The organism is Ruegeria arenilitoris (assembly GCF_013032855.1).
In the GTDB taxonomy this organism is placed as follows: Bacteria; Pseudomonadota; Alphaproteobacteria; order Rhodobacterales; family Rhodobacteraceae; genus Ruegeria; species Ruegeria arenilitoris.
Window position 1 is genome coordinate 162862 of record NZ_WQDA01000002.1, and the last position, 26080, is coordinate 188941.

The 26080-nt window shown below is 61.6% G+C and carries 23 protein-coding genes; 11 read left to right on the forward strand and 12 right to left on the reverse strand.

Translation table 11 applies throughout. The features are described from left to right. Positions 1-107 precede the first annotated feature (107 nt). Positions 108-1190, reverse strand: coding sequence for a TRAP transporter substrate-binding protein (locus GOW72_RS06965; protein ID WP_170338175.1), 1083 nt, complete (start codon positions 1188-1190; stop codon positions 108-110). A 247-nt stretch (positions 1191-1437) separates the two neighbouring features. Here GOW72_RS06965 and GOW72_RS06970 point away from each other — a divergent pair, with 247 nt between their 5' ends. Next, positions 1438-2871, forward strand: coding sequence for a cache domain-containing protein (locus tag GOW72_RS06970; RefSeq protein ID WP_170363273.1), 1434 nt, complete (start codon positions 1438-1440; stop codon positions 2869-2871). After that, positions 2871-3515: a response regulator transcription factor gene (locus tag GOW72_RS06975; RefSeq protein WP_170338171.1), complete on the forward strand. Its 645-nt coding sequence runs from the start codon at positions 2871-2873 to the stop codon at positions 3513-3515. The genes GOW72_RS06970 and GOW72_RS06975 overlap by 1 nt, the downstream gene beginning before the upstream one ends. Positions 3516-3545: 30 nt before the next feature. Here the strand turns inward: GOW72_RS06975 and GOW72_RS06980 are convergent, their stop codons facing one another. Together GOW72_RS06980 and GOW72_RS06985 are read right to left on the reverse strand one after the other, a co-directional pair. Next, positions 3546-3920: a VOC family protein gene (locus GOW72_RS06980; protein ID WP_170366236.1), complete on the reverse strand. Its 375-nt coding sequence runs from the start codon at positions 3918-3920 to the stop codon at positions 3546-3548. Between the two features lie 44 nt (positions 3921-3964). Beyond that, on the reverse strand, positions 3965-4810 hold the full coding sequence (locus GOW72_RS06985; RefSeq protein WP_170366237.1) for a HalD/BesD family halogenase: 846 nt from the start codon (positions 4808-4810) through the stop codon (positions 3965-3967). Between the two features lie 418 nt (positions 4811-5228). On the opposite strand from GOW72_RS06985, the gene GOW72_RS06990 reads away from it, so the two are divergent. The 6 genes from GOW72_RS06990 to GOW72_RS07015 all read left to right on the forward strand — a co-directional run bounded on the left by GOW72_RS06990 (position 5229) and on the right by GOW72_RS07015 (position 11340). Further along, positions 5229-6980, forward strand: coding sequence for an acetolactate synthase 3 large subunit (locus GOW72_RS06990; RefSeq protein ID WP_170366240.1), 1752 nt, complete (start codon positions 5229-5231; stop codon positions 6978-6980). Between the two features lie 64 nt (positions 6981-7044). Then, positions 7045-8301 carry a glycosyltransferase family 87 protein gene (locus tag GOW72_RS06995; RefSeq protein ID WP_170366242.1) on the forward strand — a complete coding sequence of 419 codons (1257 nt, stop codon included), beginning with the start codon at positions 7045-7047 and terminating at the stop codon, positions 8299-8301. Further along, positions 8298-8858 (forward strand): acetolactate synthase small subunit, encoded by a 561-nt coding sequence (gene ilvN, locus GOW72_RS07000; RefSeq protein ID WP_093962354.1) that lies wholly within the window; start codon positions 8298-8300, stop codon positions 8856-8858. Before GOW72_RS06995 ends, ilvN begins: the two co-directional genes overlap by 4 nt. Before the next feature lie 278 nt (positions 8859-9136). Then, positions 9137-9853, forward strand: coding sequence for a helix-turn-helix domain-containing protein (locus tag GOW72_RS07005; RefSeq protein ID WP_244952355.1), 717 nt, complete (start codon positions 9137-9139; stop codon positions 9851-9853). A gap of 111 nt (positions 9854-9964) precedes the next feature. Continuing rightward, positions 9965-11122, forward strand: a complete 1158-nt coding sequence (locus GOW72_RS07010; RefSeq protein ID WP_170363267.1) for an aromatic ring-hydroxylating oxygenase subunit alpha — start codon at positions 9965-9967, stop codon at positions 11120-11122. Further along, complete coding sequence (locus GOW72_RS07015) at positions 11119-11340, forward strand: hypothetical protein (RefSeq protein WP_170338672.1); 222 nt, start codon at positions 11119-11121, stop codon at positions 11338-11340. Before GOW72_RS07010 ends, GOW72_RS07015 begins: the two co-directional genes overlap by 4 nt. A 10-nt stretch (positions 11341-11350) precedes the next feature. Here GOW72_RS07015 and GOW72_RS07020 read toward each other — a convergent pair whose 3' ends face one another. The 3 genes from GOW72_RS07020 to prfB form a co-directional block, all read right to left on the reverse strand. After that, positions 11351-12154 (reverse strand): DUF2189 domain-containing protein, encoded by an 804-nt coding sequence (locus tag GOW72_RS07020; RefSeq protein WP_170366244.1) that lies wholly within the window; start codon positions 12152-12154, stop codon positions 11351-11353. Between the two features lie 24 nt (positions 12155-12178). After that, positions 12179-13579: an amidase gene (locus tag GOW72_RS07025; RefSeq protein ID WP_170366246.1), complete on the reverse strand. Its 1401-nt coding sequence runs from the start codon at positions 13577-13579 to the stop codon at positions 12179-12181. Positions 13580-13684: 105 nt separating this feature from the next. Then, positions 13685-14812 carry a peptide chain release factor 2 gene (prfB, locus tag GOW72_RS07030; RefSeq protein ID WP_170338666.1) on the reverse strand — a complete coding sequence of 376 codons (1128 nt, stop codon included), beginning with the start codon at positions 14810-14812 and terminating at the stop codon, positions 13685-13687. A gap of 78 nt (positions 14813-14890) precedes the next feature. Here prfB and GOW72_RS07035 point away from each other — a divergent pair, with 78 nt between their 5' ends. Then, on the forward strand, positions 14891-15724 hold the full coding sequence (locus GOW72_RS07035; protein ID WP_170366248.1) for an aminoglycoside phosphotransferase family protein: 834 nt from the start codon (positions 14891-14893) through the stop codon (positions 15722-15724). On the opposite strand, the gene GOW72_RS07040 is transcribed toward GOW72_RS07035, so the two are convergent. From GOW72_RS07040 to GOW72_RS07050, 3 genes are all read right to left on the reverse strand, one after another. Beyond that, positions 15718-18207, reverse strand: coding sequence for a penicillin-binding protein 1A (locus tag GOW72_RS07040; protein ID WP_170338660.1), 2490 nt, complete (start codon positions 18205-18207; stop codon positions 15718-15720). The two genes, GOW72_RS07035 and GOW72_RS07040, sit on opposite strands and share 7 nt — an antisense overlap. Positions 18208-18302: 95 nt before the next feature. Further along, positions 18303-19523 (reverse strand): N-acetylmuramoyl-L-alanine amidase, encoded by a 1221-nt coding sequence (locus tag GOW72_RS07045; RefSeq protein ID WP_170366250.1) that lies wholly within the window; start codon positions 19521-19523, stop codon positions 18303-18305. A gap of 65 nt (positions 19524-19588) precedes the next feature. Further along, positions 19589-20752, reverse strand: a complete 1164-nt coding sequence (locus GOW72_RS07050; RefSeq protein WP_170366253.1) for a pyridoxal phosphate-dependent aminotransferase — start codon at positions 20750-20752, stop codon at positions 19589-19591. Here GOW72_RS07050 and GOW72_RS07055 point away from each other — a divergent pair. Then, positions 20751-22133 (forward strand): M48 family metalloprotease, encoded by a 1383-nt coding sequence (locus GOW72_RS07055; RefSeq protein WP_170363260.1) that lies wholly within the window; start codon positions 20751-20753, stop codon positions 22131-22133. The two genes, GOW72_RS07050 and GOW72_RS07055, sit on opposite strands and share 2 nt — an antisense overlap. Beyond that, on the forward strand, positions 22130-22888 hold the full coding sequence (locus GOW72_RS07060; RefSeq protein WP_170338145.1) for a DsbA family protein: 759 nt from the start codon (positions 22130-22132) through the stop codon (positions 22886-22888). The genes GOW72_RS07055 and GOW72_RS07060 overlap by 4 nt, the downstream gene beginning before the upstream one ends. A gap of 43 nt (positions 22889-22931) precedes the next feature. On the opposite strand, the gene GOW72_RS07065 is transcribed toward GOW72_RS07060, so the two are convergent. From GOW72_RS07065 to GOW72_RS07075, 3 genes are all read right to left on the reverse strand, one after another. Beyond that, positions 22932-23327 (reverse strand): hypothetical protein, encoded by a 396-nt coding sequence (locus GOW72_RS07065; protein WP_170366255.1) that lies wholly within the window; start codon positions 23325-23327, stop codon positions 22932-22934. Positions 23328-23606: 279 nt separating this feature from the next. Continuing rightward, on the reverse strand, positions 23607-24728 hold the full coding sequence (gene ispG, locus GOW72_RS07070) for a flavodoxin-dependent (E)-4-hydroxy-3-methylbut-2-enyl-diphosphate synthase (RefSeq protein WP_170366257.1): 1122 nt from the start codon (positions 24726-24728) through the stop codon (positions 23607-23609). Between the two features lie 72 nt (positions 24729-24800). Continuing rightward, positions 24801-26021 (reverse strand): helix-turn-helix domain-containing protein, encoded by a 1221-nt coding sequence (locus tag GOW72_RS07075; RefSeq protein WP_170338648.1) that lies wholly within the window; start codon positions 26019-26021, stop codon positions 24801-24803. Positions 26022-26080 lie beyond the last annotated feature (59 nt).

Here is a 26080-nt window from a genome sequence, read left to right on the forward strand (position 1 = left end):
TTGGTTGCGACGCTGATTATAGCGGAAAACCGTGCGATCCGCGCATCTGCAACAGGAAAGGTTTCCCCGCACGTGGCGGGGAAACCGTTTGATTGCCAGACGGCCAGTTAGCCCAGAACGCGGTCGCGCTGCGCGGTGTAGACGCCCGAAGACATGTTCAGCCACGACGACGAGGCTTTCATCGATGCCATCGCGCTGTCGTGGATCTTCTTGAACAGCTCGTCGCTCATGTTCTCGGCCAGAACTTCCTGGCTGGCTTGTCCGAAGGCATCCCAGACACTGTCGGGGAATTCCATGACCTTTACGCCACCGGCCTGCAGACGCTGCAGCGCCGCGCCGTTGTTGGCCAGGAACTGTGCCAGGTTCCACTGGTGCGCTTCGCCGGCAGCGATCTCGATGATCTTCTGGTGCGCCGGCGAGAGGCTTTCGAACACGTCGCGGTTGGTGGCCAGCGACAGGCCTGCGCCCGGCTCGTGGAAACCGGCGGTGTAGTAGATCTTGGTGATCTCCTGGAAACCGGCCTTTTCGTCGGCCCAGGGACCGATCCACTCGGTGCCGTCGATGGCACCCGAGGACAGCGCCTGGTACACTTCCGAACCCGGAATGTTCTGAACCGATGCGCCCAGTTTGCCCAGAGCCTTGCCGCCCAGACCCGGCATACGGAACTTCAGGCCGTTGAAGTCTTCGGGGCTGTTGATCTCTTTCGAGTACCAGCCGCCGGCCTGCGCACCGGTGTTGCCTGCCAGGAACGATTTCAGGCCGAAGATCTGGCCCAGTTCGTCATGCAGCTCCATGCCGCCATCGAAATAGTACCAGTTCACCAGTTCCTGCGCGGTCATTCCGAACGGAACGGCGGTGAAGAACGCATAGCCCGGGTGCTGACCGACAAAGTAATAGTCAGCGGCGTGATACATGTCAGCCTGACCCGACGAGACCGCGTCGAACACTTCGAACGCGCCCACCAGTTCGCCCGCGGCCTTGATGTCAACGGTTAGGTTGCCGTCGGACATTGCGGTGATGCTGTCGGCGCAACGCTGCGCGCTGTCGAACACGCCAGCCAGACCGCGGCCCCACGAGGTAACCATGGTCAGCGTGCGCTTGCCCTGCGCATAGGCAGGTGCCGCCAGTGCGGTTGCCGCTGCGGCCGAGCCGCCCAGTGCCGACGTCTTTAGAAACTTACGACGATCCATAAGAGTATTCCTCCCCTTCATAGTCACGACTCGGGCAGCGCCCGAGCCAGTCGTTTACGGTAGCGTCACCCTAATGATGGCCGGTTGAAAAGGAATACCTATTACTACGTAGATCAGATGGTTTTTTCTGCAGAACGCGCAATTCCCGGGCTCATTTCTACCCGCAAACCGCGAGTTCCGGGCGTTCCGAGCGCCGGAATGCCCAATCTCTTTGCAATTTCACCCCCGCTTGCGTATCGATTCGACCATGGGGAAATTCCGCGCTCTGCTTTCACTGACCTATGCTCAGAAGCTGTCGCTGGTTGCGGCCATTCCGCTGGTCGTGGCCGTGGCCGCGATCGCGGTCATGGTGGCCTACGAATCCCGCGCGACGGCTGAACGCGAGATCAAGGCGTTGGAGCGTCGGCTGATCGAGGCCAAGAAGGAAGAGCTGCGCAATTACGTGACACAGGCCCGAAACGGGTTCGCATACATCTACGGACGCGCGTCTCCGGATGACAAGGTCGCCCAGAATCTGGTGACCCAGATCCTGTCGGCGATGATCTACGGAAAGGACGGGTTCTTCTTCGTGTATGATTATGACGGCAACAACCTTGTCAGCCCGCGCCAGACCGAGTTCATCAATCAGAACTGGGAAGGCCTGACGGACAGCGAGGGTGTTCCGGTCGTCGACGAGTTCATCCGCCTGGCCCGGCAGGGTGCCGGATGGCACAGTTTCATGTGGCAGAAGCCCTCGACCGGGGAAGAGGCGATGATGATCGCTTATGTCGTCGGCCTGCAGGATTGGCGTTGGGCCGTGGGAACCGGTGTATTCATCGACGACATCGTGGCCACCGTTGCAAATGCCCGCGCCGAGGTCGAAGCGCGGGTGCAACGCACGTTCCTGTATATAGGCGGTATCGTTCTGGCGGCGGTTCTGATCGTCTTCGCCTCGGGGATGCTGTTGAACATCCGCGAACGCCGGCTTGCGGATGCCAAGCTGAAGGAACTGACCAAGCGGGTCATCGACGCGCAGGAGGAAGAGCGCGGCCGGGTGGCGCGTGAGCTGCATGACGGGATCAGCCAGATCCTGGTCGGGGTGCGCTATGCGCTGGACAATGCCCGGCGGCGCCTGTCCAAGGGCGATCATGACGGCGCACGTGCGCCGCTGGACAAGGGCATCGACAACCTGGGAACCGCGATAACCGAAGTGCGCCGCATCAGTCGCGACCTGCGGCCAGGCGTCTTGGATGACTTGGGCCTTGGCCCGGCCCTGAAGGCGCTGACCGACGATTTCCGCGAACGGACCGGGATCGAGACCGAGTTTTCGACCGTCGTGTTCCGCAATCGTCTGGACCAGGACAGCAAGATCGCCCTCTACCGTATCGCGCAAGAGGCGCTGACGAATATCGAACGCCATTCTGGCGCAACCCGCGTCACGATCGACCTGCGCGGCCACAAGAAGGGCGCGACCATGCGCATCACCGACAACGGGCGTGGCCTTCGGTCACGACCGGGCCGGGTCAGCACCGGGATCGGGCTGCGCAACATGCAAGAGCGCATAGAACAGCTTGACGGGTCCCTGCGTATCCTGTCATCACGCGGCGCACAAAGTGGTACAGTGATCGAAGTCAGCCTGCCGCTGAGCCACCTGTTGCCGCCGCAGGAAGACGCGACACCCAAAGGAAAGGCCGGTTCCTGATGACCGAAACGATCCGAGTCCTTATCGTCGACGATCACCCCATGGTCGCCGAGGGCATCCAGTCGATCCTCGAGAGTTTTGACGACATCAAGGTCGTCGGCACGTTGGGCAATGGCCGTGACGCGGTTGATCAGGCCGCGCGCCTGCAGCCCGATGTCATCCTGATGGATCTGAACATGCCGGGGCTCGGGGGGCTCAGCGCCACTGAACTGATCCTCGAACGGTTGCCCGACACCCGCATTCTCATTCTGTCGATGCATGACAGCCCGGAATACATCTCGACCGCATTGAGCCACGGGGCCAAGGGCTATGTTCTCAAGGATGTGCCGACTGACGAAATCAAGCAGGCCATAGACGCGGTCATGCGTGGAGAGCGCTATCTGTGCACCGGGGCGATCGGATCGCTGGAACCGAAAGAGGATGCGGCGCGCGAAGCACTCACCGGACGCGAGCAGACGATCCTTCTGGAATTGGCGCAAGGCAAGTCGAACAAGGAAGTCGCGCTGGCGCTGGATATTTCGGTTCGCACGGTCGAAACCCATCGCAAAAACATCAAGCGCAAGCTGGGCATCTCATCGACTGCCGGCCTGACCCGATATGCGCTGGAACATGGCGTTCTGCAAGGAACCGGCGTGGCCTTCTGACGGCCGCACCATCAGCGCAGCTTCCGCGCTTCAACGGATTCCTTCGCCGAAAAAGATCAGCGTGCCGTCCTCATCCAGAACGTGAAACTCTCGCTGTTGATATGGCTGATCAAATGGCGCACGAACCCGCCCTTCGGGCAGGTCTTCGAGTTTGGGACTCAGGCTTTCGTACAAATCGTCTATATCCTCGACATCGATATAAAAGGATTGCTCGTGGCCCAGCGGCAGGCCATCTGCGCGCGGCGGGCATTCCAGCAGGCGAATTGCAACCGGGCCAAGCCTGAGAAAAGCATAGTTGTCTTGCGTGAACCCACACGCGAAACCCAGGCGATCGCAGTAGAATGCAATTTGCCGGCTCAGCGAGGAACACAGGACAAAGGGGGTCAGCTGAAGAATACGTGGCACCTTGCACTCCCTGGCAGGATCTGACTGCTCCACCCTAGCACGGGTCAGTCCAGAAGCTCATCGTTTCGCACCCCCTCCCTGTCGCGATGACACGGCAGCACACGGCCGTAGAGCTGCCGAGTACGCTCGACCCCGCCACACATGCCTTCGGCCTCGACAAAGGAGAATATCCCCACGTAGCGCGGCCGTGCACCCGACACTGGCGCCACGCGATGCAAGGAATAGCGCCCCCGAAAGATTTGCAGATCACCGGGATTGAGCTCCAACTGGCGCACCATTCCCATATTGCCGTCTAGAACCGAGGCCACCTTGTCAAAGTTCTCCTCCTCAGCGGTGCGCAGGTTCGGCGCGTATTCAAAGGCGCCGCCTTGCTCGCCATTCTGGATCGCCAGAGTAACCGTGTAGTTGTTCGTGTCGAAATGCCACGGAAAGCCCTGCCCCTCTTCGACCACGTTGATGATCACATCCGCCAATGGATCATCGTAGCGAAAGAACCGATCCGCGGGTTCATTCAACGCGTCGCGGATGAAGGGCAGAAATCCTTCGAACTCGTAGATTCTGCGCAGGGGGCCGGTAGACGGGAAATTGTCGGCCGGAACAAAGGCGTTCGACCGGTCATAGAACCGACGGATCGGGTGGGCGATACCAAAGCGGGGATCGTCCTTGGTGAAATAGGCGTTGGTCCGGTTGAAACTGCGATGCGCACTCGGCGCGACGGCTTCGGCTTCGGTCAGCAACTGACTCAACCCGTCTTCGTGGACAAATCCGGGTAAAACTGCGCAACCATCCTTGTCGAGGTCACGACGAATGTCATCGATCAACCGATCATAGGCCGCCGAATTCGGACGATCGATCGGATAGCGCCCTAGGTCCACCAGATCCACCAGCATGCCGTCCTCCCTGACTTGTTCGCAGCCCCAGCCTGACCCAGCCCGGACCCCGCATCATGCCCGTTTCAGACATCGCTCTGACGCATTCTGACCTCGACCACCGCTGGGAACTCGGCAAAACTCGGCCAGTATTTCCGGAAATTTCCCCACATGCGGCAATCTGCGCAACAAAATGTCGCAAAATTCGACATCAGAGTCAGGAAATTGGCCAGATTGCCTGTTGACGCCCCTTCGCGCCGCCCATAATGTCTGCCCCACGCAAAAAGGAGCCTCTGGCGATGAGAACGCTAGTCGTAATCGTAGGAACCACGCGCATGGGCCGGTAACGGTAAGCCATAATCGAACCCATGCGCCTCCGAAACTTCGGGGGCTTTTTTTTGTCAAACGCAAGACACATGTCGCGAACGGAGCAAAGCAGATGACACGTGAGATGACCGGCGCAAAGATGGTGGTCCAGGCCCTCAAGGATCAGGGCGTGGACACGGTATTCGGATACCCCGGCGGCGCCGTGCTACCGATCTATGACGAGATCTTTCTGCAAAATGACATCCGTCACATCCTGGTGCGGCATGAACAGGGCGCGATACATGCCGCCGAGGGCTATGCCCGTTCAACCGGCAAACCCGGTGTCGCACTGGTGACCTCGGGGCCCGGCGCGACCAACGCGGTGACCGGCCTGACCGACGCGCTTCTGGATTCGATCCCGATCGTGGTTCTGACCGGTCAGGTGCCGACGTTCATGATCGGCTCGGATGCGTTCCAAGAGGCGGACACGGTGGGCATCACCCGGCCCTGCACCAAGCACAATTGGCTGGTCAAAGACACCAACTCGTTGGCGGAAACCATGCACGAGGCTTTTCATGTCGCCACCGCGGGCCGTCCCGGTCCTGTGTTGATCGACATTCCCAAAGACGTCCAGTTTGCCACCGGAAAATACACCGCGCCGAAACCATCGACCTCGCATTATCAACCGGCGCTCAAGGGCGACATCGAAGAGATCACCGAACTGGTCGCCGCCATCGAAACCGCCAAGCGGCCCGTGTTCTACACCGGCGGCGGCGTGATCAACTCAGGCCCCGCTGCCAGCCAACTGCTGCGCGAGCTGGTCGACGCGACCGGGTTCCCCATCACCTCGACCCTGATGGGCCTGGGCGCCTACCCGGCATCGGGCAAGAACTGGGTCGGGATGCTGGGCATGCACGGTCTGTACGAGGCGAACATGGCCATGCATGACTGTGATCTGATGATCAATGTCGGCGCCCGTTTCGACGATCGGATCACGGGGCGTATCGACGCGTTCTCGCCCAAGTCGAAAAAGGCGCATATCGACATCGACCCGTCCTCGATCAACAAGGTGATCCGGGTGGACATCCCCATCGTGGGGGACGTGGCGCATGTTCTGGAAGACGTGCTGAAGGTCTGGAAGGCGCGTGGTCGCAAAACCAACACCGAAGCGATCGCCAAGTGGCAGGCCCAGATCTCGGACTGGCGCAAGGTCAACTGCCTTGCCTACACCAACAGCGAAAAGTCGATAAAACCCCAATACGCGCTGGAACGGCTCGAGGCGCTGACCAAGGACCACGATCGCTATGTCTGTACCGAGGTGGGCCAGCACCAGATGTGGGCCGCGCAATTCCTTGGGTTCGAAGACCCCAACCGCTGGATGACCTCGGGCGGGCTGGGCACCATGGGCTATGGCTTCCCGGCTTCGATCGGGGTGCAGATGGCACACCCGGACGCGCTGGTGATCAACGTCGCGGGCGAGGCCAGTTGGCTGATGAACATGCAGGAGATGGGCACCGCCGTCCAATACCGCCTGCCGGTGAAACAGTTTATCCTGAACAACGAACGCCTGGGCATGGTGCGCCAGTGGCAGGAACTGCTGCACGGCGAACGCTACTCGCATTCGTGGTCCGAGGCCCTGCCCGATTTCGTCAAGCTGGCCGAGGCCTTCGGGGCCAAGGGGATCATCTGCAAAGACCCCGCCGATCTGGATGACGCGATCATGGAGATGATCAATTACGACGGTCCGGTGATCTTTGACTGTCTGGTGGAAAAGCACGAGAACTGCTTCCCCATGATCCCGTCGGGCAAGGCCCATAACGAGATGCTGCTGGGCGAGGCCGAAACGAAGGGTGTCATTCAAGCTGGCGGCGCGGTGCTGGTTTGATATTGCTTGCGGACACAGGGCCACGCTGTTGGCCCTGATGGACGCTCACAGGACAGGACGGAACATGCCCGGCATCCCCACTCAGACATCTCCACGCGAGAACCTGCAGATTTTTGCGGGGCGTCGCGGCTGGCAGTTGGGCATTCTTGTCCCGGCGCTGGTGCTAGGGGTCTTTGTCATCTGGCTCGGCCTCAGCTGGAGCGAGATCGCGGCCAATGGCAGCGCCGGCTTTCCGATCGACTTTCGGGTCTTCTGGGCCGCCGGACGTCTGGCCCATCTGGGTGAGCCTCTGTCGGCCTTCAGTGTCGACAGCCTGACCGCCATGCACAACGTCATCAAGGAAGATGACTGGATGCCCTGGTCTTACCCGCCGGCGTTTCTTGCAACGCTGCAACCCTTGGGCGCCCTTCCCTTCCCCATTGCCTGGCTGGTCTTCTCGATCGCGTCGATCGTCGCGATGATATTCGCCGCCCGGCCGTTCGCGGAAGGCATCACACCGGTCTGGCTCGCATTCGCGCTGCCGCCCGCGATATTGCCGACCCTGTTCATGGGGCAGACCGCAGCCCTGTGGATGGCCGGTTTGCTGGCGGCACTTGCAGCGCTCAAGAACCAACGTTTGGTTCTTGCCGGATTCTTTATCGGCCTTCTGACGCTCAAACCTCAGCTGGGCATCCTGATCCCCTTTGCTTTGCTGGCGTGCCGGGCGTGGCCGGCCATCATTTCGGCCGGCGTCACGACCCTGGTCATCTCGGGGTTGGCGACCGCGCTCTACGGTCCGGAATACTGGCTGGAAATGCGCAACATGATGGCGGTCCACTTTTCGGTGGTGCGTGAAACCATCGTCGAAAACAATCTGATGCTTAGCCCCTATTCGACGCTCGCCAGCTTTGGGCTGCCCGAGCCTGTCGCCTTGGCCGTTCAGTGGACGATCACAGCCTGCGCGGCCATCATGGTCACGATCACCTGGCGCAGCCCCCGCATCGGTTTTGACCTGCGCGCCGCTGTGCTTGCGCTGGCGGTCATGCTGTCCACCCCATACCTGTGGTTCTACGAATCTGCACTGATCGCCGCTGCGGGACTATTCCTTTTGCGCGCAGGTGTATTGACGAACAGCCCATGGGGCCTGGCGCTGGCCGGAGCGATGTGGCTGGGTGCCGCCCCCGCTTTCTTCGCCTTTCTGTTCCGCGGCGAAGCCGACATCTCGATCCGCCTGCTTTTTGCACCGCTTTTGTATCTTTCCTGTCTGGTCTGTATCGGCGCCGTTGTTCAACGGCTGCGGGCGCCAGACTATTCCTCTGCCAACGATGAGGTCTTCCAATGACTGCACTCAAGATCCGAAAAGGTTCCACCCGCCACTCGGCCTACAACCTGCGCCCGACCTTCTCCGACGTGCAGGAACGCCACACGATTGCTGTTTTGGTCGAAAACGAACCGGGGGTTCTAGCCCGGGTCATCGGGCTGTTCTCGGGGCGCGGCTACAACATCGAAAGCCTGACCGTGGCCGAGGTCGACCATACCGGACACCTCAGCCGCATCACGATCGTCACCACCGGTACACCGCAGGTGATCGAACAGATCAAGGCTCAGCTGGGCCGTATCGTCCCGGTGCATGACGTACATGACCTGACAGTCGAAGGCCCTTCGGTCGAACGGGAACTGGCGATCATCAAGGTCGTTGGCGAAGGCGACAAGCGGGTCGAGGCGTTGCGCCTTGCCGACATTTTCCGGGCCAATGTCGTGGACAGCACGTTGAATTCGTTCATCTTCGAAATCACCGGCGCGCCGGACAAGATCGATGCATTTGCCGATCTGATGCGCCCGCTGGGCTCTGTCGAGGTTGCACGGACAGGCGTCGCGGCCCTGCTGCGCGGCAACTGATTTTTCGCGAACCCATCAAAACGCCCCGTCGCCCTCGTTGACGGGGCGTTTTGCGTTGTCGGATCGTTTCCTGCAGGTGCACAACTGAGCACTGACAGGAAAAAGACCATACAAATAGGCTTAATGCCTATTGCGTTCGCGCCTGAGCGCGTTACGCTTGGACCAGAATACGCAAACTGCGTGTTCCATGGGGTCAATTTTGCGATTTCTTGACTGGCGACCGGCCTTTCTGGCCGATCCGGTCGTGTTTCCCGAACCGTTGCAAACCAGAGTGAGACATGGCCGTAGACACTCGCACGCCCGCCGAGCTGCGCAACATGCTGGGGGCGAATCTCAGGCAACTTGCCGACCGCTATCCTTCGGTCGCCGAACTGTGCAGACAGCTGGGCGTCAACCGAACGCAGTTCAACCGGTATCTTTCTGGCGAGAGTTTTCCACGCCCGGACGTTCTGGACCGCATCTGCCGGTTCTTTGACGTGGACGCCCGCATTCTGCTGAAACCGCTTGAGGAAATCCCCGCGCCCCGGCGCTGTGACCTGCCCGAAAGCGTGGTCCAGTTCCTTCGGCCCGGACTGGCAGCCTTGACCGAGGACACGTTTCCAAGCGGCGTCTATCTTGTGACGCAACATGGCGGCGAAGCCGATCCACGCGCCCATCATTGGCTGGTTCAAACCCGGCACCTGCATCAGTGTGCTGTCCTGCGCGGCTTCCTGCCGCCGGCCATGGCCGGTACGCGTTCCGCCACGGGCCGTGAACTTCGTGGCTTCGCCGCCTGCGCCGGACCAAATATCTACGCAGTCTTGTCGCGCGAGGCTGGTCGTGACAGCAAGACGATGGTGATCCGCAAGGACATGACCGATGGCAACGGCGTCTGGATCGGTTCGTGCATGGAGCACTCTGCGGCTACTCCGCACATCTACAGATTGGAAATCCGCCATCTGGGCCACGATTTCCGGGCAACGCTGGAGGCGGCAAGACTGGCGCGCCGGACATAGGAAACCGCCCAAACTCCCGTGCATGTCGTTGTGAGAAAAGCCGGAGTCGCAGAAGTGTAAGCGAGGGCTGGCCCCGGATGCCTAGGCTGGTGGAGAAGCGAGGAGAACCAGATGGCCAGCACCCCAACCGAACTGTCGGCTGTTCGTCAGAGCATTGAAACCGCTCTGGGCCTGCCCAACGCACATTATACGGACCCTGCCCTGCACGCCGAAGAAACTCGCGCCCTGCTGCTGGATGGCTGGGCCGGTCTCGCGGTCACCGCCGATGTCCCCGAGCCCGGTGACGCGGTTCCGCTGGAGTTCATGGGTATTCCGCTCCTGTTGCTGCGTGACCGTTCCGGTACGGTCCGTGTGTTTCAGAATATCTGCCGTCACCGCGGCATGATCCTGGTCGAAGAGCCCCGCAAGATCGAAGGCGCCATTCGCTGCCCCTATCACAGCTGGTGCTATTCCACCGAAGGCCGGCTGGTTGCCACGCCGCATGTGGGCGGCCCGGGCCAGAACGCACATGACGCGGTCAGCAAATCGGAACTCGGCCTGATCGAGGTGCGTAGCCATATATGGCGCGACGTGGTTTGGATCAACGTCTCGGGCGACGCGCCGACGTTCGAGGATGCCAACGCCAGGCTGATCGAGCGTTGGGCCGAGTTCGACAAGCCGCTGTACCACGGCGGCCCGGAAAGTTCCTTTCGGTTGGACGTCAATTGCAACTGGAAACTGGCGGTCGAGAACTACTGTGAAAGCTATCACCTGCCGTGGGTGCATCCCGGGTTGAACAGTTACTCGCGGCTTGAGGATCACTATCACATCCAGGAGCCCGGCCTTTATTCCGGTCAGGGAACCTTGGTCTATCGGCAACTGAAAACTGAGGACGGTCGGGTTTTTCCCGATTTCGAAGGTCTCAGCGAGAAATGGGACACCGCAGCCGAATACATTGCCGCCTTCCCCAACGTGCTGCTGGGCGTGCACCGGGACCACGCCTTCGCCATCATTCTGCGGCCCGAGGCCCAGAACCGGACCTCGGAGCACATCCACCTGTTCTATTCGGCGCCGGATACCGATGCGGATCTGCGCGCCCGCAATGCCGAGCAGTGGAAAGTGGTCTTTGAAGAGGATGTGTTCGTCGTAGAAGGGATGCAGCGTGGCCGCGCGGCGCCGGGGTTTGACGGCGGACATTTCTCGCCGGCGATGGACGGGCCGACCCATCTGTTCCACGACTGGGTGGCGCAGCGTCTGATGGCACATCGCAACGAACTGGCCGCTGAATGACCGACCTGCACACCCGCCTTCTGCAGGCACATGCGGCGGGTGACATCACGGCTTTGGCTGAATTGTACGAATTGGCCGCCGCCAGCCAGCAGGACGACGACGCCCGGAGCTTTTTTCTGACCCACGCCTATGTCCATGCGCTTGAAGCCAACCTGCCCGGCGCGGGACGTCTGCGTCAGATGCTGGTCGACATGGGCCGCGAAGTGCCCGATTCCTGACCCCGAGAACCTAGGCTTGGGCCGGCTCGGCGACCGGCCCCGCCGCTGCATCGTCTTCGGTGATCTGCCGATACAGGTGCCAGCTGGCATGACCGAACAGAGGCAACACGATCAGCAATCCCAAAAACCAGGGCACCATGGCGACAAAGGTCATGACCGCAATGAAGGCACCCCAGCCCAACATGACCCGCTTGTTCACGCTGACATAGGCATAGCTCGAGATCATGGCAGTGACGAAGTCGAGTTCCCGGTCCAGCAGCATCGGGATCGACAACACGGTGATCATGTAAAGCAGGATGGCAAAGAACGCGCCTACAGCAGTGCCGACAGCCAGCATGGCCAGACCGTTGGGTGTCAGAAATACCTCAAGCGATGACGACACGTTTGTCATTGTCGACAGCCCCATGAACAGCGCAAAGATCATGTGGCCGAGAAAGAACCAGAACAGAAACATCACGACGATGATCGCGCAGATCGACGGCAACTGACGGCGGCTCTGCTGGATCACGACACCGAAGATGGCGCCATAGTCCAAAGGCTCATTCCGCTCGAGCCGGTGCGATACCTCGTACAAACCCACGGCGGCGAATGGCCCGATCAGAGGAAAGCCGATGGCAGCCAGCACCAGCCAGAACGAGGTGCCCGTTTGCACGGTTACCCAGGCCATCAACCACCCGACCAGAACGTAGAAGCCGCCGAACAGCAGGCCAAAGACCGGTGCGCGGCGATAATCCTGCCAGGCGCGATGCAGCGCCGTGCGCAACATGCCGATATCCGCCGGTTTCAGCGTTGGCACTCCGAATGGCTTTTCCATGTTACGTTTCTCCTCCCCTTGCCCTCAGGCCATGGCCGGGCGTTTTTGCGGCCAATGCGTCACGGCGTGATAGGCGGCCCCCAAAGCCAGCAGTTGCGCGTCGCTGCCGCGCGGCCCGAACAGTTGCATTCCCATCGGCAGTCCTCCGGGGCCAAACCCCGCCGGTATCGAAAGGCAGGGCAGACCAATCAGGCTGACCGGTGTGACCACCTGCATCCAACGATGATAGGTGTCCATCGCGACCCCACCAATGCTGCGCGGATACGGCTGATCCACAGGGAACGGCCACACCTGAGCCGCCGGCAACACCAGCGCATCATACTCGGCAAACAGTTCGACCGCCCGACGGTACCAATCCGAACGGGTGACGCTGGCTGCATGGACCTCCATCGCCGTCAGGGCCAGACCTCGCTCCAGCTCCCATTGCGCGGTGTCCTTAAGGGCGTCTTTTCGGTCGGCCAAAGGCAGCAGACTTGCTGCTACGCTCCACGACCGCAGGGTGATCCAGCTGTTCCACAGGCGTTCGGCATCGAAGGGCGGCGGTACGTCCTCGACGGTTGCGCCAAGTCCCTCAAAAATCGCCAACTCGTTGCTGCATTGGGTCAGAATCCCTTCCTCGGTCGGGAATGCGCCGCCCCAATCTCCCAGCCATCCGATCCGCATCCCGTCCAGGCTTTCGACGGACAATGGGGTGACGGGTTCGCAGGGAACGCTCAAAGGCTGCCTCGGATCGGGGCCAGAGATCACATCCAGCAATAGTCCGATATCCTGCGGGCTGCGGGCCATCGGACCCAAGGTCGAGAGCTGGTGCAGGAACAAATCACCCTGTGGTTCCGAGGGAACCCGGCCCCAGCTGGGCCTGAAGCCGTACACGTTGTTCCACGCGGCCGGATTGCGCAGGCTGCCCATCATGTCCGACCCATCCGCCAGCGCGACCATCCCAGTGGCCAAGGCCACCGCTGCGCCACCCGACGACCCACCGCAGGACCGGGCCGGATCGTATGGATTCCGGGTTGCGCCATAGACCGGATTGAAGGTGTGCGAGCCCAACCCGAACTCCGGTGTGTTCGTCTTTCCGATCAGAATAGCTCCGGCGGCCCGCAACCGTGCTGCGATCAGGTCGTCGACGGCTGGGACGTGATCGCGAAAAACCGGCGACCCCTGGGTCGACGCGATGCCAGCCACATTAACCAGGTCTTTGACGGCAATCGGAAGCCCATGAAGCGGCCCGCGGCCCGACTTGTCGTCGGCGTCCCGGGCTTGTGCCATAAGCACATCCTCGTCCTGCAGCGCGACGATAGCATTGACCTGCCCGTTCACCTGGGCAATCCGGTCGAGCGTCGCGCGCATCAACTCGACGGCTGACAAATGCCCTGTCGCGAGTTTCTCGAGAAGATCAGCGGCTGAAGTATCGCTTAGGTTCATGGGGTTACGTCCGAGCTTTGCTTGCGCTCAGCCTAGCGACCCCATGTGTGCATTTAAACCCGGTGTTTTGGATATATCTTTTCCACGCAGATCAACCGCGCGGCATCAGTCGTCCGACTGCGCCTCGGCCCGGCTTTTACCCGAGACCTTGAGAGCCAGAGTGGCCGCCATGAATGCATCCAGATCACCGTCCAGAACCCCTTTTGTGTCCGACGTCTCGTAGCTGGTGCGCAAGTCTTTGACCATCTGATAGGGCTGCAGAACATAGGACCGGATCTGGTTGCCCCAGCCGGCATCGCCCTTGGCTTCGTGCGCGGCGTTGATCTCGGCGTTGCGGCGGTCCAGTTCCATCTGGTACAGGCGCGATTTCAGCGCCTTCATGGCGATGTCGCGGTTCTGGTGCTGCGATTTTTCCGAACTGGTCACCACGATGCCGGTCGGGATGTGGGTGATCCGCACCGCCGAGTCTGTGGTGTTTACGTGCTGACCGCCCGCCCCCGAGGACCGGTAGGTGTCGACGCGGATATCGGCCGGGTTCACTTCGATCTCGATATTGTCGTCCACCACCGGATAGACCCAGACCGAGCTGAACGACGTGTGCCGCTTGGCCGCCGAGTCATAGGGCGAGATGCGGACCAGCCGGTGCACGCCGCTTTCGGACTTCAGCCAGCCATAGGCGTTATGGCCCGAGATCTTGTAAGCCGCCGACTTGATCCCCGCCTCTTCGCCCGGAGTTTCCGACTGCAGCTCGACCTTGTAGCCCTTTTTCTCGGCCCAGCGGACATACATCCGCGCCAGCATCGAGGCCCAGTCGCAGCTTTCGGTGCCCCCGGCGCCCGCGTTGATTTCAAGGAAGGTGTCGTTGGCGTCGGCCTCGCCGTCCAGAAGCGCCTCGAGCTCTTTTTCGGCCGCCTTGTCGCGCAGTTTCTTTAGGGCCTCTTCGGCATCCTTGACGACCTCTTCGTCGCCCTCCATCTCGCCCAGTTCGATCAGTTCGATGTTGTCGTTCAGATCAGTCTTGATCGACTCGTAGGTCTCGATCGCATCGACCAGAACCTGCCGTTCGCGCATCAGCTTCTGCGCGTTTTCGGGGTTGTCCCACAGGTTGGGGTCTTCGACGCGGGCGTTGAATTCCTCCAGCCGGTGCGGCGCGGTTTCATAGTCCATACGCTGGGCCAGCAGCTCCAGCGATTTTTGGATCTCGGCCACGATGTTCTGGATTTCGGCGCGCATGGTCAGGTCCCAACTTGCTCAATCAGGCCTGCGTGATAGCAAGAGGTTCAGGCCACCACAAGATGACCCGAAAGGCAAATGCAGCACGGACCGGAGCAGTTCCTGAAGAAATGGCATCTGGCCGACCCGCGGCTGGCGGCGGATACCGGCGCGGCGCGTGTCTGGCGGGCCAAACGTGAGGACGGGTCTGAAGTCGCGCTCAAACTCTATCGCCGCGCCGATCGCGGCAACGAGGCGCCGGGATGCCGCCTGCTGGCTGCCTGGCGCGACCGGGGCGCCGTCGCGATCCTGGCCGAAGACCGCCGGGCGGTCATGATGGAGTGGCTCGAGGGTCCGACCCTCGGCGATCATGCACGGGCGGGCAACGTGGCCGACGCCCTGACACTACTGGCTGAAACGGCGCGGAACCTGCATGCTGATCCGATTGTCGAAGTGAGCGGGCTGAGGCCTTTGGAGCAAGTGTTTGCACCGCTTTTCGACGTCGGATTTACCGATCAATGTACGCGGCCCCTGCAAACCGATATGCGGCGCGCCATAGCTTTGGCTCAGGATCTGCTGCAGACGCAACCCGTGCATCTCCCCCTGCATGGAGACCTGCACCCCGACAATGTCATCCTGACTGCGTCCGGCCCGCGCGTGATCGATGCCAAGGGTTATGTCGGGGATCCGGCGTTCGAACTGGCAAATGCGCTGCGGCACCCAAAAGGCATGCCGGACCTTGTGCGCGAAGTCGGGCAGACTTCCGCGTGTCTGGATCTGTACGCCGCGGCGATGAATGTTTCGCGGGCGCGTCTGGCCCGGTGGGCGGCGGCCAAATGCGCCCTGTCCATATGCTGGCGGTCCGGCGGATCGGTCGAGAGTGACCCGGAGGCCGATCTGCTGCGCCTGTTTCTAAGCGCTGCAGATCAGTAAAGTCCGCCGCCCTGAAGATCGCCCTGGCTGGCCTTGGGCCCCACGATGATGGTCTGCCCGGTCGAGGTCTGGACCTGGCGCCCGCCATTGGTCACTTCTTCGAACAACGGCAGATCGGACCCCATCGCAAAACCACCGTCATAGACACGGTCGATGAACCCGTCGACGCCATCACGGAAATACTCGGCCACCACATAGTCACCCGATGCGTCATCCGGCAGACGGGCACCGCTGAAACGGTCGATCTTGATGAAGTGCCCACCCGGCGGCACTTCGAACGGTCCGCCGCCGTATTTCTCGACGGCCTTTTCCATAAAGCTCTGGAAGACCGGACCGCACAGCGTGCCGCCGTAAGCACCCCGCCCCATCGGGCGCGGGCGATCATACCCGATGTAGCACCCGGCAACGATGTTCGAGGTGAAGCCGATGAACCAGGCGTCCTTGGATTCGTTGGTCGTACCGGTCTTGCCAGCCGTCGGAACCGGCAGATTGACCACACGTGACGCGGTGCCGCGATCAACCACGCCCTTCATCATCGACGTCAGCTGATAAGCCGTGATTGCATCCATCACCTGCTCTCGGTCGGTCACGATCGTAGGTGAGGCGTCGGGCTCCAGCCAGCTGGAGTTGCAATCCAGGCACTGTCGGTCATCATGCCGATAGATCGTTTTGCCGAACCGGTCCTGAATCCGGTCGACCAAGGTCGGTTCGACGCGCTCGCCGCCGTTGGCGAACATCGCATAGGCCGCCACCATCTTGTAGAGCGTCGTCTCCTCGGCCCCCAGGGCATTGGCCAGGTAGGGACCCATGTTGTCATACACACCGAACCGCTCCGCGTATCCCGCAACCACCGGCATCGAAACCTCTTGGGCCAGTCGGATGGTCATCAGGTTCCGCGACTGCTCGATCCCGGTGCGCAGGGGCGTCGGCCCGTAGAATTTGTTGGTCGAGTTCTTTGGGGTCCACAGGCCCTGCGGTGTGTTCACTTCGATCGGGGCGTCCACGACGATGGTCGCGGGGCTGTAGCCACTGTCCAGTGCTGCCGCATAAACGAAAGGCTTGAAGGCCGATCCCGGTTGGCGCTGCGCCTGCGTGGCCCGATTGAACACCGAGTCCTGGTACGAGAACCCGCCCTGCATCGCCAGAACGCGGCCCGAGTTCACATCCATCGCCACGAAGCCGCCTTGGACCTCGGGAACTTGACGGGCGGACCACTGGCCCTCTTCCCCGGCAACGACCAGGATCACGTCGCCGCGTTTGAAGTTTGCCTTGAAGTCACCCTGCATCCATTTGATGTCGCTGCGCGGGATGATGCCGTCAGCCGGACCGTTCTCGATCCCTACCGTCAACTGCTGATCGGCCACATCCAGCACCACCGCGGGGTACCATTGCGTGGGCAGCACCACGTCCCGCGGAATTTCCATGATCGCCAGAGCTTCGCGCCACTGCGCTTCGTCTGCCAGTTTTTCCTCGGGGATGGTTTCACCCGTTCCGCGCCACTTGCCGCGCGACTGGTCATATTTCTGAAGCGCCTCGCGCAGGGCGCGTGCGGCTTCGACCTGCATCTCCTCGTCAACCGAGGCCCGGACGGTGAAACCACCGGTAAAGAACTCACCCTCGCCGAAGTCCTCGCTCAGCTGGCGGCGGATTTCGTCGGTGAAATAGTCGCGCGGTGGCAGTGCGGTGCGGAAGCTTTCGAAATCACCGTTCTGAACCGAACGCAGCGGTTGCGCCACTTCAGTCTCATAGGTTGCCTGATCGATATATCCGTTCTGATACATCTCGCGCAGCACGTAGTTGCGGCGATCCAACAGACGCTGTTTCTGGCGCACCGGGTGATAGTCCGAAGGCGCCTTGGGCATCGCAGCCAGCGTCGCGGCCTCATGCGGGGCCAGTTCCTGCAAAGTCTTGTTGAAATACGTCTGCGCAGCGGCGGTCACGCCGTAGGAGTTTTGGCCAAGGAAGATCTCGTTGAGATACAGCTCAAGGATCTGTTCCTTGTTCAGCGTTTTTTCCAACCTGGTCGCGAGGATGATTTCCTGAATCTTGCGTTCGACCCGCCGGTCGCCGGACAGCAGGAAGTTCTTCATCACCTGCTGGGTGATGGTCGACGCGCCGCGCAGCGTCTCGCCCTTGGATTGGACCGCCTCGATCCCGGCTGCGATGATCCCGCGTGGGTCGTACCCCTGATGCGAATAGAAGTTCTTGTCTTCCGCCGAGATAAACGCGTGCTTCACGAGGTCCGGGATTTCTTCGGACGGGGTGAACAGACGGCGCTCCTGCGCGAATTCGTCGATCAGTTGACCCTTGCCCGAATAGATACGGCTGATGGTGGGCGGCTTGTACTGGGCCAGCGACTCGTGGCTGGGCAGGTCGCGGCCATACATCCAGAAGACCGCGCCAATCACCAGCGCGACCATGAAAATACCCAAGGTGACGAGGCTGAAAACCGCCCCGAAAATCGAAAGAATGAACCGGATCACGTTGCTGCCTTTTGTTCGCGGTGACGCCTATATAGTGTCGCTGCACCCAAGGGTCAAAACACACGGGCGCATTCTAGCCACTTTGCGCCGCAGGGTCACTGCCCAATCAAGCCGCGGCGGATCTGATCCTGCTGGCGCCAGGCTTCAAGACCTTGGTGAATTCCTTGCGCCATTCCGATGCGCCACTCGGGATTTACGAGGTTTTTCAAGTCTCTGGGGCTGGAGATGAATCCGATCTCGACCAGAACCGAGGGAATGTCGGCAGCCTTGAGGACGGAAAACGACGCACTGCGGATCGGGCGCCGATTCATGGGGCCGCCCTGCTGCCCCATGCCGTGCGCCAGCGCATGGGCCAAAGCTTCCGAGCGCGGCTGGGTCTCCTGCCGTGCCATGTCCAGCAAAACGTCAGCGATCTGGTCGTCCGAGCCGCTCAGGTCGATACCCGCGATCAGGTCGCTGCGATCGTGCCGTTCGGCCAGTTTCTGGCTGGCCACGTCCGAGGCCTCATCGGAGAGGAAATAGACAGTGGCCCCATGAGCCTGCCCCTCGGACAATGCATCCGCGTGCAACGAAATGAACACATCGGCGCTGGCCCGATGGGCCAGAGAAATGCGGCGTTCGAGCGACACGAAGTGATCGTCCACCCGGGTCATCACGACCTCGTATCCGCCGGCGCGCAGCAAGAGTTCCCGAAGTTCGCGCGCAAACGTGAGCATCAGGGTTTTTTCGTTAACGCCACCCGATTCCGCGCCGGGGTCGATGCCACCATGCCCCGGGTCCAGCATCACGCGCAGCGGTCGTTCGCCATCTCGCGGCACAACCGGGGGCAAGACAGCAGGCGCAGGCAAATCCCAGCCCGGATTGCGCGGCGCACCCGCGCTGGCGGCAAAACTGTCGAAATCCGTACCTTTCAGGTTCAGCGTCAGAACCGCGGCCCCGCTGTCGGGGTCCACGCGCATAGCCGCCGTATCGACGGCCAAGGGCGCCCCCAGATCCAGCACCATCCGGGACCAACCGGGCACATAGGCGCCGAACTGGACCCCGCTGATCCGACGGGTCTGCAACAGCTTGGCCCGGTCAAGACCGCTCCAGTCGACCTCCTGGAAATCGATGACCATACGGTACGGGTCTTGAAGTGTGAAAACGCGATACGGGACGCCCTGACTGAGCCCCAGCTCAAGCGTCACCCCCGCCCCCTTGCCGTCTGTGATCCGGCTCTGCTCGGGCAGTACCCGCGCCAAGGCGTTGAATTCCTGCGCCAAAACGGCACCGGCCAGCGCCCAAATCAGCGCACATACGAAAAATATCCTGCTCATGGCCTCAAGTTTTTTCGAGATCGTTTGGCAGGAGCCTATCGCAGCGTGGCCGGTTTGTGAACGCCTCAGGTCGACTTCTGCGCGGTCCGGCGATCCGCCATGAAGCTGAGCAGCCGTTCAAGGCCCTGCTCGATGTCTTCGGTCGACCGCGCGTAGGAAAAGCGCAGGGTCGTATGGCCGCGCACCGGGTCGAAATCCTGCCCCGGCGTCACGGCGACGCCGGCCTTGTCCAGTATCTCGGTGGCAAAGGCGCGGCTGTCATCGGTCAGGTCCGAGACATCGGCATAGACATAGAACGCCCCGTCGGGTGGCGCGATGTTGGCGAACCCGGCCTCGGGCAGGCCCTTCAGCATCAGGTCGCGGTTGCGGCGATAGACGGCCAGGTTGCCCTGCAGTTCGTCCTCGCAATCCATCGCGGCCAGCGCGGCGACTTGGCTGGCATGGGGCGCGCAGATGAACATGTTCTGGGCGATGCGCTCGACCACGCGCACCTGATCTTCGGGCACCACCATCCAGCCGACCCGCCAGCCGGTCATCGAGAAATACTTGGAAAAAGAGTTGATGACATAGCACTCGTCGGTCAATTCCAGCGCAGTGACCGCCTTAGCCTCGTATTCCAACCCGTGATAGATTTCGTCGCTGATGAACGAGGCCCCCTGCCCCTGTGCGGCCTCGATCAGCGCGCCCATGGCGGCGTGGTCCAGCATGGTTCCGGTCGGGTTCGCGGGCGAGGCCACCATCAGCCCCCGGAGGTCGAGCCCGGCAAAGTCCTGTGGCACCGGTTGCAGGCGGTTTTCCGGCGCGGTCGGCAGATCGACCGGCACCAGACCCAGCGCCCGCAGAATCTGCCGATAGGACGGATAGCCTGGCGCGCCGATCCCCACCCGGTCGCCGCTGTCGAACAGCGCAGTGAAGGCCAGCAGGAATCCGCCCGAGGATCCGGGAGTGATGACCACCCGCTCGGGGTTCAGGTCGACGTCGTACCACTCGCCGTACATCCGTGCGATGCGTTGCCGCAGCGCCGGCAGGCCCAGCGCGACGGTATAGCCCAGCGGGCCTTGCCGCATCGCGTTGGCCAGCGCCTCCAGCGCGCCTTGCGGGGCGCCGGTTCCGGGTTGGCCGACCTCCATGTGGATGATGTGGCGCCCGGCCTCTTCGGCGCGGCGCGCAGCCTCCATCACGTCCATCACGATGAAGGGATCAACGCCCGACCGGGTTGAGTTTCGCATGCCCATCTCCCATGTTGCGACCATGGCTTTTGAACGCGGATCCCGGCTGGCGTCAATCCCGGCAATTCTGCTGGCGGTGGCGCTGTGGATGGCGTCGACCGCGCAAAGCCACGCGCAAAGCCTGATCCGCGACCCCGATATAGAACACGGGCTGCGCGAACTTGCCTTTCCGATCTTGCGCGCCGCCGGCTTGAACACCAACCGCGTGCGGGTGATGGTCGTCAAGGACGGCACGTTCAACGCGTTCGTCATCGACTACAACACGATCTACCTGAACCACGGACTGATCCTGACGGTCGACAGCCCCGAGATGCTGCAGGCCGTGATCGCGCATGAGGCGGCCCATATCGCCAACGGGCACCTCGCCCGCCGGGCCGAGAACCTTCGGGCGGCTCAACGCGCGGCCGGTTTCGGTACCGCGCTGGCTCTGATTGCCGCCGCTGCGGGCGGCGGAGAGGCCGCCGCGGGCATTGCCGCCGGCACCCAAGGGGCCGCAATCCGCAGTTTTCTGGGCCACACGCGGGCCGAAGAATCCTCGGCGGATCGCAGCGCCGCCAGCTACCTGCGTTGGGCCGAGATTTCTCCCATCGGCATGGTCGAACTGCACCGCAAGTTCGCCGGCCAGGAATTGCTGAGCGAGATCAATCAGGATCCCTATATGCGCTCGCACCCGACCAGCCGTGAACGTCTGCGCGCCGCCGAGGAATTTCTGTACCAATTCGGGGATCGGGCGAAATCTAACCCCAATGCCGACTACTGGTTTGCGCGGGTCAAGGGCAAGCTGTCCGCGTTTCTGCGCTCTCCCGGCTGGACCCTGCGGCGGGCCAAGGAAGAAACGGCGCAGGATATTCGCCTGATGCGCGAAGCCGCCGCCCATCATCAGAACCGCAACCTTTCGGCTGCGCGGGCAGCCATTGATGGTGCGCTGGCCATCCGCCCTGACGATCCGTTCTATCACGAACTGAAGGGGCAGATCCTTTTGGAGAACCTTCGGGTCTCGGAGGCGGTCACGGCCTATGCCAGGGCGTCCGAGCTGGCTCCGACCGACGCATTGATCATGGCTGGCTACGGGCGCGCCCTGCTTGCTGACGGACAGACGAAAAAGGCGCTGCAGGTGTTGGAAAGCGCACGCGCCCGCGACTACCGGAACGGCCGCCTGATGCAGGATCTGGGAATGGCCTATTCCAAGGTCGGCAACAACGGTATGGCATCCGCCGTCACTGCCGAGCGGTTCGCCTTGGAGGGGCGTCTGCTGGATGCCGGAATTCACGCAAGACGAGCCATCGGTCAGTTGCCCGAAGGCTCGACGGGTTGGCAACGGGCACAGGATGTGCTGATTGCCGCAGAACAAGCTGAGAAATCGAAAAGGAACCGGAAATGATCCTCAGACACGCAGCACCTGCCCTTCTGGGGCTTTCCCTGATTGCCGGTCCGGCCAATGCGCTGGATCTGTCCTCGATGACCGAATCCGAAAGAGCAGAGTTCGGCGCGCAAGTGCGGGAATACCTCCTGGAAAATCCCGAAGTCATTCTCGAGGCGATCAACATCCTTGAGCAACGCAACGCCGCAGCCGAAGCACAGGCCGACCAGCAATTGATCGCTGAAAACGCCGACGAGCTGTTCAATGACGGCTATAGCTGGGTCGGTGGCAACCCGGACGGCGACATCACCCTCGTCGAGTTCATGGATTACCGTTGCGGATACTGTCGCCGCGCGGTCCCCGAAGTGGACGCGCTGCTGGCCGAGGATGGCAACATCCGCCTGATCATCAAGGAGTTCCCAATTCTGGGCGATGCGTCGGTTCTTTCGTCGCGCTTTGCCATCGCCACCAAGCAGGTCGCCGGGGATGACGCGTACAAGCAAGTCCATGACGCCCTGCTGGAATTCACGGGCGAGCCTTCGGAAGTGACGCTGCGCCGGATCTCGGACGGGCTGGGACTGGACAGTGACGCCATCCTTGCGGCGATGGACAGCGACGAAGTGACCGAAGAAATTGCCAAGACGCGGGCACTGGCGCAGCGCATGCGGATTTCGGGCACCCCATCCTTTGTTCTGGGCACCGAGATGCTGCGGGGCTTCCTGCCCGCAGATCAGATGAAACAGATCGCTGACGGTGTGCGGGCTGAACGCGGCTGAAGAAGCTGGGGCGGCTTGATCGCCGCCCCGTTGAAACGACGCCCTAGTCGTTTGGATACGGGGCGTCGCATTTCATCGACACGACCCATGTCGGAGTTCCAGTTTTTCTAAATTGGGTCGCGGGTACGGATTTGCCCCGAATTCCCGATGGAATGACGTCACGCCCCTGCCGTTTGCTTTCAGCCAGAATTGCCTGCAGGTCCTGGGGATTGTCGTACTTGCGAATACCGGTGTTTTCAGAAATTGGGCCGGTTGGGCAGTAGGTCGCCCTGGCGATCTGTTTCGCCAAAGCATAGGCCGCCTGGGCATCCTGACCGGTTTTGAACGATACCGCGACCCGAGACGCCAGCTGCGGGTCGACATTCATGATCGGGGTCAAACGGCCCCGCGGTTTGCCGGTCCCGCCCGGGCTGAGCCGGACGTCTGCGCGCGTTGTCACTCCGTCATTTCCGAAACCGGACACATGCACCGACATATACCCAAGTTGCGTCCCCGGTGCAGACTGCGGAACTGGAACACTGAAGAAACCGGGGCGTTTGTCCGACCCGGTAGAGGGGCTGCTGCACGCAGAAAGAAGGACGACGGCAAGGGCCGTCACGAAAGGCATTGGTTTCAAAGAATCGAACTCCGGTCCAGACAGTCGATATCGCGATTGATACCGCAAAAATGGTCCTAAAAATGGCTTATGATGAATTAGTTCCGGATCGAAGTTAAAGTACTACTCCGCCGACTCGGCCGCGGCTTCCAGCTCGGCCGCCTTCTTTTCCACCTGCTCGACGATGTGGTCGATCATCTGTTCGTTCGACATCTTGTGGCTGGCCTTGCCCGCCAGATACACCATGCCCGAGCCTGCGCCGCCGCCGGTAAAACCGACATCGGTCATCAACGCCTCGCCCGGGCCGTTGACGACGCAGCCGATGATCGACAGGCTCATCGGCGTCTTGATATGCTCCAGCCGATGTTCCAGCGACTCGACGGTTTTGATCACGTCGAACCCCTGCCGCGCGCAGGACGGGCACGAGATGATGTTCACGCCCCGATGGCGCAGGCCAAGAGACTTGAGGATCTCGAACCCGACCTTCACCTCTTCGACCGGATCGGCGGACAGGCTGACGCGGATCGTGTCGCCGATGCCCATCCACAGCAGGTTGCCCAGCCCGATGGCCGACTTGATCGTGCCGCTGACCAGCCCACCGGCCTCGGTGATGCCCAGATGGATCGGGGCGTCGGTGGCCTCGGCGATGCCCTGATAGGCCGCGGCCGACAGGAACACGTCGCTGGCCTTCACGCTGATCTTGAATTCGTGGAAATCGTTATCCTGCAGAATACGGATATGCTCCAACCCGCTTTCCACCATCGCTTCAGGGCACGGCTCGCCATATTTCTCCAGCAGGTGCTTTTCCAGGCTGCCCGCGTTCACGCCGATGCGGATCGAGCAATTGTGGTCGCGTGCGGCCTTGATGACCTCTTTCACCCGCGCCTCGTCACCGATATTGCCCGGATTGATGCGCAGGCAGGCGGCACCGGCCTCGGCGGCCTCGATCCCGCGGCGATAGTGGAAATGGATATCCGCCACGATCGGCACCGGGCTTTCGCGCACGATCTCCTTCAACGCTTTCGACGACGCCTCGTCCGGGACCGAAACGCGCACGATATCGGCCCCCGCCTCTGCCGCAGCTTGTACCTGCGCCACGGTCGCGGCGACATCGGTCGTCAGCGTGTTGGTCATGGTCTGAACGGCAATCGGCGCGTCGCCACCTACCGGGACATTGCCCACCATGATCTGGCGGGATTTGCGGCGATAGATGTCGCGCCAAGGGCGCACATGGTTCAGAGACATGAAAACGGATCCGCGTCAGCCTGGGGTCTGGCCTTTAGATAGTCCGGGGGCAAGCCCGCCGCAATGGCAAGATCACTCTGCCGGCGCCTCGGCGGATTGTGTCTGAAGCTCGGCCACCAGTTGTTTGAGCGCAATGTTTTGCTCAGCCTCAAGATCCGCCACGGCATAGGTCTCGGCCACAGCGTCCTTGGACAGAACCACACCCTTGGCGACGGTTCCCGGTGCACCGGCCGGCCCATAGAGCTCGCCGTTCATCGAGAAATACACGTTGCCCGACGCACCGGCCCGCAGTTGCGGCGGCTCTTCCGTCAGGGGAACCTCAAAGCTCTTGCCGTTTTCGACGGTTCCCAACGTGCCTTCGAAGATCACGCTGCCATCCGCTGCGGTGACCCGCATCCAGGCCGGTTCGACCGCGACGATTTTCAGCGACGTGTCGACCTTTTCAACCACCTGTGGAAGGGTCGCGGCAGTTCTTTCGACGGTATGAATTTCAGCCAGCGCGATTTCCGGGACTTCCGGCGGACGGAACGTGCCTACGGTCCGAGGATCGAGTGTGGAAATCGGGGCATCCCGCGCAACCATCACCGGTACATCCAGTGCTTGGGGGCGGTAGAGACGGTCCAGCGCTTCGGGGCTGGGAATTTCTGCGGCCGCAACCTCGGTCGTTCCGGACTCGGTCCGGATGGCCGACAGCGGGTCAAGATCGGACAGCACGACCGGGGCCTGTTCGACGGGCGAGACCTGAACCTGCTGGATCTTGTTCAGAACCGACCAGCCGCCATATCCGATCCCGGCAATCAGCGCGAGGAGGACAAGCGACGAGCCTACGGCACGCGGCTCGATCTGGCTGAACACGGACTCGCGGCCGGGAATGTAGGGCGTGTTCGGCGAAATGAACGGATCGCGCCCCATCGGGCCACGGTTCGGAAGGTCCCCGACCGATTTTTTGACGACCGATGCCTGTGCGGACATTCCATGTGCCACTTCGAACCCGCTTTCCTTGCAGAACGCGGCAAAAGTGTCGTCAGGGTTCATCCCCAGATAACGGGCGTAAGAACGCACATACCCGGCGATGAAGCCGGGTGTGTCGAATGCGTCGGGATCGGCATTCTCGATGGCAGCGATGTAGTTGGCCTTGATCCGCAGTTCGCGCTGTACGTCGAGAAGAGACTTGCCCATCGTTGCGCGCTCACCGCGCATCACGTCGCCAAGCCGTACTTCGTAGTCGTCGAACCCCTTGGGCCTGACGTCCACGTCTTCTTCGGAATTGCGCTGTGTCCTGCGCCCAATCATTCCTGCTGCCCCATTCTGCCCATCGCGTGTTTCACGCTAACGGCGAATCATCCCCATAA

Excerpts from the sequence above, each read along its gene's own strand:
- GOW72_RS06965 (WP_170338175.1), bottom strand. The coding sequence starts at position 1,190 with ATGGATCGTCGTAAGTTTCTAAAGACGTCGGCACTGGGCGGCTCGGCC.
- GOW72_RS06970 (WP_170363273.1), top strand. The coding sequence starts at position 1,438 with ATGGGGAAATTCCGCGCTCTGCTTTCACTGACCTATGCTCAGAAGCTG.
- GOW72_RS06975 (WP_170338171.1), top strand. The coding sequence starts at position 2,871 with ATGACCGAAACGATCCGAGTCCTTATCGTCGACGATCACCCCATGGTC.
- GOW72_RS06985 (WP_170366237.1), bottom strand. The coding sequence starts at position 4,810 with ATGCTGGTGGATCTGGTGGACCTAGGGCGCTATCCGATCGATCGTCCG.
- GOW72_RS06990 (WP_170366240.1), top strand. The coding sequence starts at position 5,229 with ATGACACGTGAGATGACCGGCGCAAAGATGGTGGTCCAGGCCCTCAAG.
- GOW72_RS06995 (WP_170366242.1), top strand. The coding sequence starts at position 7,045 with ATGCCCGGCATCCCCACTCAGACATCTCCACGCGAGAACCTGCAGATT.
- ilvN (WP_093962354.1), top strand. The coding sequence starts at position 8,298 with ATGACTGCACTCAAGATCCGAAAAGGTTCCACCCGCCACTCGGCCTAC.
- GOW72_RS07005 (WP_244952355.1), top strand. The coding sequence starts at position 9,137 with ATGGCCGTAGACACTCGCACGCCCGCCGAGCTGCGCAACATGCTGGGG.
- GOW72_RS07010 (WP_170363267.1), top strand. The coding sequence starts at position 9,965 with ATGGCCAGCACCCCAACCGAACTGTCGGCTGTTCGTCAGAGCATTGAA.
- GOW72_RS07015 (WP_170338672.1), top strand. The coding sequence starts at position 11,119 with ATGACCGACCTGCACACCCGCCTTCTGCAGGCACATGCGGCGGGTGAC.
- GOW72_RS07020 (WP_170366244.1), bottom strand. The coding sequence starts at position 12,154 with ATGGAAAAGCCATTCGGAGTGCCAACGCTGAAACCGGCGGATATCGGC.
- GOW72_RS07025 (WP_170366246.1), bottom strand. The coding sequence starts at position 13,579 with ATGAACCTAAGCGATACTTCAGCCGCTGATCTTCTCGAGAAACTCGCG.
- prfB (WP_170338666.1), bottom strand. The coding sequence starts at position 14,812 with ATGCGCGCCGAAATCCAGAACATCGTGGCCGAGATCCAAAAATCGCTG.
- GOW72_RS07035 (WP_170366248.1), top strand. The coding sequence starts at position 14,891 with ATGCAGCACGGACCGGAGCAGTTCCTGAAGAAATGGCATCTGGCCGAC.
- GOW72_RS07045 (WP_170366250.1), bottom strand. The coding sequence starts at position 19,523 with ATGAGCAGGATATTTTTCGTATGTGCGCTGATTTGGGCGCTGGCCGGT.
- GOW72_RS07055 (WP_170363260.1), top strand. The coding sequence starts at position 20,751 with ATGCCCATCTCCCATGTTGCGACCATGGCTTTTGAACGCGGATCCCGG.
- GOW72_RS07050 (WP_170366253.1), bottom strand. The coding sequence starts at position 20,752 with ATGCGAAACTCAACCCGGTCGGGCGTTGATCCCTTCATCGTGATGGAC.
- GOW72_RS07060 (WP_170338145.1), top strand. The coding sequence starts at position 22,130 with ATGATCCTCAGACACGCAGCACCTGCCCTTCTGGGGCTTTCCCTGATT.
- ispG (WP_170366257.1), bottom strand. The coding sequence starts at position 24,728 with ATGTCTCTGAACCATGTGCGCCCTTGGCGCGACATCTATCGCCGCAAA.
- GOW72_RS07075 (WP_170338648.1), bottom strand. The coding sequence starts at position 26,021 with ATGATTGGGCGCAGGACACAGCGCAATTCCGAAGAAGACGTGGACGTC.